Source organism: Pseudomonas sp. GL-B-12, assembly GCF_019955895.1.
Taxonomy (GTDB): domain Bacteria; phylum Pseudomonadota; class Gammaproteobacteria; order Pseudomonadales; family Pseudomonadaceae; genus Aquipseudomonas.
Genome location: NZ_JAHBCX010000016.1, coordinates 95821 through 101820, shown reverse-complemented (window position 1 = coordinate 101820; position 6000 = coordinate 95821). Strand labels below are relative to the sequence as shown.

The following is a 6000-nucleotide window of genomic DNA, read 5'->3' as shown; positions in this document are numbered from 1 at the left end:
CGCGAAAGCGGAGTATCAGTCAGTACCTATGTCGACTGACACTCCGCTTTCGCGAGCAAGCCCGCTCCCACAGTTTGAGATCACAAGCTTTTAGATCCCTTGCGGAGTCTCTTCGCCACCCAACGCTTCCACCAGTGCCGGCAGGAAGTCGCCGAAGGTCAGCATCATCAGGGTGAAGCTGGCGTCCAGTTGGCCCAGGGCTTCGTCGCCGCCATCCTGTTCCGCCTGGTCTTGCAGCAGGTCTTCGAACTTCAGGCGCTTGACCACCATTTTGTCGTCGAGGACGAACGACAGTTTGTCCTGCCAGGCCAGGGACAGTTGAGTGACCACTTTGCCGGTGCTCAGGTGCAACTGGATTTCTTCGCTGGTCAGGTCCTGGCGCTTGCAACGCACGATGCCGCCGTCTTCGTGGGTGTCGCGCAACTCGCACTCGTCCAGCACAAAGAAATCGTCCGCGGCTTTCTGGGTGGTGACCCACTCGGTCATGGTCGCGGTCGGGGACATCTTCACGGTCAGTGGGCGCACCGGCAGGGTGCCGATCACTTCACGCAGGGTCGACAGCAAGTCTTCGGCGCGTTTCGGGCTGGCCGAGTTGACCAGGATCAGGCCCTGTTTCGGCGCGATGGCGGCGAAGGTCGACGAGCGGCGGATAAAGGCGCGGGGCAGGAAGGCCTGGATGATTTCATCCTTGATCTGATCGCGTTCCTTCTTATAGACCTTGCGCATTTGCTCGGCTTCGATCTCTTCGACCTTTTCCTTGACCGCATCACGCACGACGCTGCCCGGCAAAATACGTTCTTCCTTGCGGGCGGACACCAGCAGGAAGTCACCGCTGACGTGTACCAGTGGCGCATCTTCGCCTTTGCCGAACGGCGCGACGAAACCGTAGGTGGTCAACTCCTGGCTTGCACATGGGCGCGCCAGTTTGGTGGCCAGTGCAGTTTCCAACGCCTCGGCATCAACAGGCAGATCTTGGGTCAGGCGATAGATAAGCAGGTTTTTGAACCACATGGGGTGAGTCTCTCCTTTATACAAAGGGGGGCATTATTGTCTTCGCCGTGCCATAGGCCAACCTTTCTCTAAGCCTTTGGAAGGCCTGAGAAAATTATTTTAAAAAGTGCTTGCCAGAGGTTGGGTCGCTCCGTAGAATGCGCGCCACACCGAAGCGAAGGGTGATTAGCTCAGCTGGGAGAGCGTCTGCCTTACAAGCAGAATGTCGGCGGTTCGATCCCGTCATCACCCACCATTCGTTTCAAGTGTTACGCGCAGCGGTAGTTCAGTCGGTTAGAATACCGGCCTGTCACGCCGGGGGTCGCGGGTTCGAGTCCCGTCCGCTGCGCCATATTCGGTAACCTGGAACACTGAACGCCAGGTCACCACGGAAAAGCCCGCTTAGGCGGGTTTTTTTCTGCCTCAAGTTTCACGGTTGTTCCTGTGGGTTGCGTCGTTTCACCGGTTTTTAGATTTTTTTGAAAAAACTTCAAATAAATCAACACTTTATAAAAACCTGTGGCATAATGTGCCCCGCAACGAAGGTAAAGGGTGATTAGCTCAGCTGGGAGAGCGTCTGCCTTACAAGCAGAATGTCGGCGGTTCGATCCCGTCATCACCCACCACTTACTTTCAACGCTATGCGCAGCGGTAGTTCAGTCGGTTAGAATACCGGCCTGTCACGCCGGGGGTCGCGGGTTCGAGTCCCGTCCGCTGCGCCATATTCGGTAACCTGGAACACTGAACGCCAGGTCACCACAGAAAGCCCGCCTTGTGCGGGCTTTTTGCTGTCCGGGATTTGGCTTTCCTCGCTCTCTGTAGGGGCGAGCTAGCTCGCGAAGGTCGTGAACGATAACGCGTAAATTCAGATACCCAGCGGCGGCCATGGCTTTTTCGCGAGCAAGCTCGCTCCTACAGTCCAGCATTGCGGGCGTGACGGTAGTCGCTGACAGCTTCATACACGGCCTTGCGCAGGCGATTGATCCCGCCGATGGGGCGGTGCGCCTCGACGCCGAACCAGGGATTGAACGACTGGTTGTCGCATTGCAGGTTCAGCGCCGGTGTATCGAAGTCCTGCGCCGGCACCTTGATCCGCGCCACCGTCTCGAAGGGCGCATCGCTCTCGCTCCACTCAATACTGGTGTCTTCAATCGGCATGTACTTGTTGGCGTCCTGTCGCTGGATCTGCAAGGCGAAACACGCGGGCATCCGGTCGGTCGACAGCTGTTGGTTCAGCGCATTGCGCAGGAAGTTCGGCAACTTGCGATTCTGTTCCGGCAGGTTGTAGGCCGGGCAGCTATCCGGATCGGGCATGACCCGGAACTTCGCATTGGCTTCACCGAATTTGTAGGGTGAAACCGAAAAATACGTCGTCTGGGTCGGGCTCGACGGGGCAGGGGCCAGTGTCGCCAGGGCAATGAACAGGTGGCGAACCTGCCAGGTGCGTGGATCCCAACCAGGGAAGAAGGCCATCATCTTTTTACCATCGGCCTGGGCTGCGACGTTCTGACGGTATTCGGCGACATTACTGACAAAGAAGTTCGGGTGGCTGAACATCACAAAGTCCTGTTCGCCTCGCCCCTGCCGGTCGCTCAACAGTTGCTTGCCCGGCACATCGAGCAGTTTGATCGCCATGCCCCGAGCATCGCGGATGCTGTCGAACTGCGGGTAGGCATTGCCGTTGGACAGGCGCATCGTCGCTTGCCAGGTTTTGCCCGGCTCGCTGAACACGCCCTGGCGCAGTTCGCCTGGCAGTTCCGGCAGCACCTGAACTTCGGCCTTCACACAGCCGTGGGCCTTGGCATGGGCGTCGCGCAGGTAGCGGGTGCTTTCGCGGTGCTGATCGACGATGCGCACGGCGGTCTGGATGATGTCCTGGGTCATCGCGGCTTCGTCGTCCGCAATCAACTCCTGCGCCGAGACCGGCCCGCGATGCTGCCAGGCAAACCAGGCGCTGGTCAGGGCCCAACCCAGCACGCCGAGACCCAGTAGCCACAGCAACAGCCTGGCGAGGAAGGCGCCCAGGCGCATCCAGAGCGTTATCAGCATGGAAACGTCCTTTGAACTGCGGCTGTGGTCATGGCAATTGCGCTTCCAGCGGGCCGCCCAGCACTTTCAGATATTCCAGCAGTGCCCAGCGTTCTTGCGGCTGCAACCAGCGGCCGATCACGCCATTGCCGAGTTTGCCGGCGCGGAACTCATGGCCGCTGTTATGGTTGCCGGTGATTCGCGTGTCGAAGAGGAAACCGTTGGTAAAGGCTTCGGTGCGGTAACCCAGGTGTCCCGGGTCGTACTCGAAAGTGCCTTTGTAGAACGTGGTCGCACGCTCATCGTGAGGCGACAGCAATTGATAAAGGCTCGGGACCGAACCGTTGTGCAGAAACGGCGCTGTCGCCCATACACCCGCCAATGGCCTGGCCTTGTACGAACGCAATTCGCGCACACCGATCGGCAGGCCGAAACCGTCCATTGCAGGACGCTCGGCAGGGGTGACATTGACGTCTTGATACGCGCGGTCCTGGACAAATGCCGTGACATAGGCCAGCCCCTTGGCCACGGACAGCTTGCTCAGGTCCAGAGGCTCGGTGGGTTTTGGCTCGACATCGAGCTTTTCCAGTTCCGCCTGGTTCCATTGCAACGCTGTCAGGTCGAAGCGGTGGTCGGCGATGTTGTTGGCCGCGCCGGGGTCCGTGCCGATGTAATCCACCGGGAGCATTTTCAGGTGCTGGACGTATCGTCCCTCGCCCTGGCTGGTGCGCGGTACATGACAACCTGCGCAGTTTTCGGCGAACAGGGCGCGGCCCTTGGCTGCCAGAGGTTTGTCGACCACGCCCAACAGTTCTTCCGGCCAGGCCGGTGGTGAAAGTCGTTGCAGGGTTTCTTCGATCAGGTGCAGATCGCGCACGCGGACACTGGAGGGATAGCGGGCATCGCCCATCAGCGGCTGGCCGTTCTTGTCGAAGAAATTCAGCGTGGCACCGACGCCTAACGCCTCGCCGATGTTGCGGGCCATCGGTTGTTTCGCCGAGCCGTTCCACTGCACCCATTCGAACGTCCACATGTCCCACAACTGCGGATAATCGACCGGGGCATTGGCCACGCGGTAGTTATCGGGGGAAATCGCATCACCGAAGCTGGCGTTGGCAATGCGCCCGAAGGCGTCTGTGCGCCCCGGGCCTTCCTCGGTCGGATAGAGCCCGCGATGGGTGTCGTTCCAGGCCACCTTGAGGAATGTGTCCAGTGAAGATTTGAAATCTTTGCGCAACTGTTGGTGGCGCGTCTCGTAGTCCTGACCCAGAACGCTGCGTGCAAAGCGCTCGAATTTCCACGGGTTGTAGTAAGTGGAGGCGAGGCTGGCCACCAGAGCTTGTCCGAAACTGCCTCCTTTGAGTGTAGGAACACTGGAAGGCAGGACATGCTGCGCCGAGCCACCGTCGATACGCACGGCTTGCCCCTTGAAACGCAGTTCACCGGTGTGGCAGGCCGCGCAGGTGATATCCAGAAACACATCCGGGCTCCCCGCATTCTGGTGCCGGGTAAAGCCTGCCGGGAGGTTGCCGGGGTTGTTCGGTGTCGGTTTCTGGCCGGGGTCCACCAGAAAACCGAAGCGGGCGAGGTATTCGGGGGCGGCGAAGCGTTGCTGCGAGAAGGGCAGTTCGAGGGCTGTGAACCAGTCATAGCGCAAGCCTTTGACCTGAGTGCCCTGGGGTGTGAAGTAATAGGTCTCGCGATCGGCGGCGCTCCATTGCTCCAGGTAATGCACCTGTTGTGCAGGCGACCAGGCCGGCAATTTCGGGTTGGCGACGTAGTAAAGAACCACGGCCATGACCAGCCCGAGCAGTACTGCGATGAGAGCCAGCAAGCGAAAGAAGAGGCGCAAGATAAACATCCTTGTTGAATTGACATGCCGTTATGCCCGAGTACCCTAGGTGCGGCAAGAGGCCATTACGCCAGATATTGTAGGCTCAGGAATGAGCCTGCGTCGGAACAAGATGAAAGAAGCTTCATCAGCCGAATTGTGAATAGCGTTTAAACACCTGAACTTATCAATTGTTTCCGGCTCTCATGCCGGTAGCCATTGGTCGTGGCGGCCTGATAAGCTCGCGGCTTTACTCGATTGCCCTTTAGGCGCATGAACAAGGAAATAGCATGAAACAGCATCGGTTGGCGGCGGCGGTGGCCCTGGTTGGCCTGGTACTCGCGGGTTGTGATTCGCAGACCAGCGTAGAGCTGAAAACTCCGGCGCAAAAAGCTTCCTACGGCATTGGCCTGAACATGGGCAAGAGCCTGGCTCAGGAAGGCATGGATGACCTGGATTCCAAGGCTGTAGCCCAGGGCATCGAAGACGCCGTCGGCAAGAAAGAGCAGAAGCTCAAAGACGAAGAATTGGTCGAGGCGTTCGCCGCACTGCAAAAGCGTGCCGAAGAACGCATGGCCAAGATGAGCGAAGAGTCGGCCGCTGCCGGCAAGAAATTCCTCGAAGAAAACGCCAAGAAAGCTGGCGTGACCACCACCGCTTCGGGCTTGCAGTACGAAGTCGTGAAGAAAGCCGATGGCCCTCAGCCAAAGCCGTCTGACGTAGTGACCGTTCACTACACCGGCAAGCTGACCAACGGCACCGTATTCGACAGTTCCGTCGAGCGCGGCAGCCCGATCGATCTGCCGGTCAGCGGTGTGATCCCGGGTTGGGTCGAAGGCCTGCAACTGATGCACGTTGGCGAGAAGTACAAACTGTACATCCCTGCTGACCTGGCTTACGGCGCTCAAAGCCCAAGCCCGGCGATTCCGGCCAACTCGGTGCTGGTATTCGACCTGGAACTGCTGGCCATCAAGGATCCGGCAAAAGAAGACGCCGCTGCCCAGTAACCAGCGTCTGCTTCGATAACAACGCCTCGCTCATGCGGGGCGTTGTTGCATCTGGCGTTCGGCACGGGTAAACAAAACGAACAGACGCTCTAGGCCGGAGTCTTAGGCATAGTAGCGTTGGCGGTAGCCGTACAAGACCGCCAA

Annotated in this window: 4 protein-coding genes and 4 tRNA genes; 5 read left to right on the top strand and 3 right to left on the bottom strand. The window is 59.0% G+C overall.

Features of this window, described 5'->3' with window-relative positions:
• Nucleotides 1-90: 90 nt before the first annotated feature.
• Nucleotides 91-1011 carry a recombination-associated protein RdgC gene (rdgC, locus tag KGA85_RS10685; RefSeq protein WP_007969735.1) on the bottom strand — a complete coding sequence of 307 codons (921 nt, stop codon included), beginning with the start codon at nt 1009-1011 and terminating at the stop codon, nt 91-93.
• A gap of 159 nt (nt 1012-1170) precedes the next feature.
• Here rdgC and KGA85_RS10680 point away from each other — a divergent pair.
• The 4 genes from KGA85_RS10680 to KGA85_RS10665 all read left to right on the top strand — a co-directional run bounded on the left by KGA85_RS10680 (nt 1171) and on the right by KGA85_RS10665 (nt 1712).
• Nucleotides 1171-1246 (top strand) — tRNA-Val (locus tag KGA85_RS10680).
• A 19-nt stretch (nt 1247-1265) separates the two neighbouring features.
• Nucleotides 1266-1342, top strand: a tRNA-Asp gene (locus tag KGA85_RS10675).
• 198 nt (nt 1343-1540) lie between these two features.
• Nucleotides 1541-1616 (top strand) — tRNA-Val (locus tag KGA85_RS10670).
• A gap of 19 nt (nt 1617-1635) precedes the next feature.
• A tRNA-Asp gene (locus tag KGA85_RS10665) sits at nt 1636-1712 on the top strand.
• A 190-nt stretch (nt 1713-1902) separates the two neighbouring features.
• On the opposite strand, the gene KGA85_RS10660 is transcribed toward KGA85_RS10665, so the two are convergent.
• Nucleotides 1903-3039, bottom strand: a complete 1137-nt coding sequence (locus KGA85_RS10660; RefSeq protein ID WP_223543099.1) for a catalase family protein — start codon at nt 3037-3039, stop codon at nt 1903-1905.
• A gap of 28 nt (nt 3040-3067) precedes the next feature.
• Nucleotides 3068-4870 (bottom strand): di-heme-cytochrome C peroxidase, encoded by a 1803-nt coding sequence (locus KGA85_RS10655; protein WP_223543098.1) that lies wholly within the window; start codon nt 4868-4870, stop codon nt 3068-3070.
• A gap of 269 nt (nt 4871-5139) precedes the next feature.
• Between KGA85_RS10655 and KGA85_RS10650 the strand changes: the two genes are divergently transcribed.
• Nucleotides 5140-5856 carry an FKBP-type peptidyl-prolyl cis-trans isomerase gene (locus tag KGA85_RS10650; protein WP_223457949.1) on the top strand — a complete coding sequence of 239 codons (717 nt, stop codon included), beginning with the start codon at nt 5140-5142 and terminating at the stop codon, nt 5854-5856.
• Nucleotides 5857-6000 lie beyond the last annotated feature (144 nt).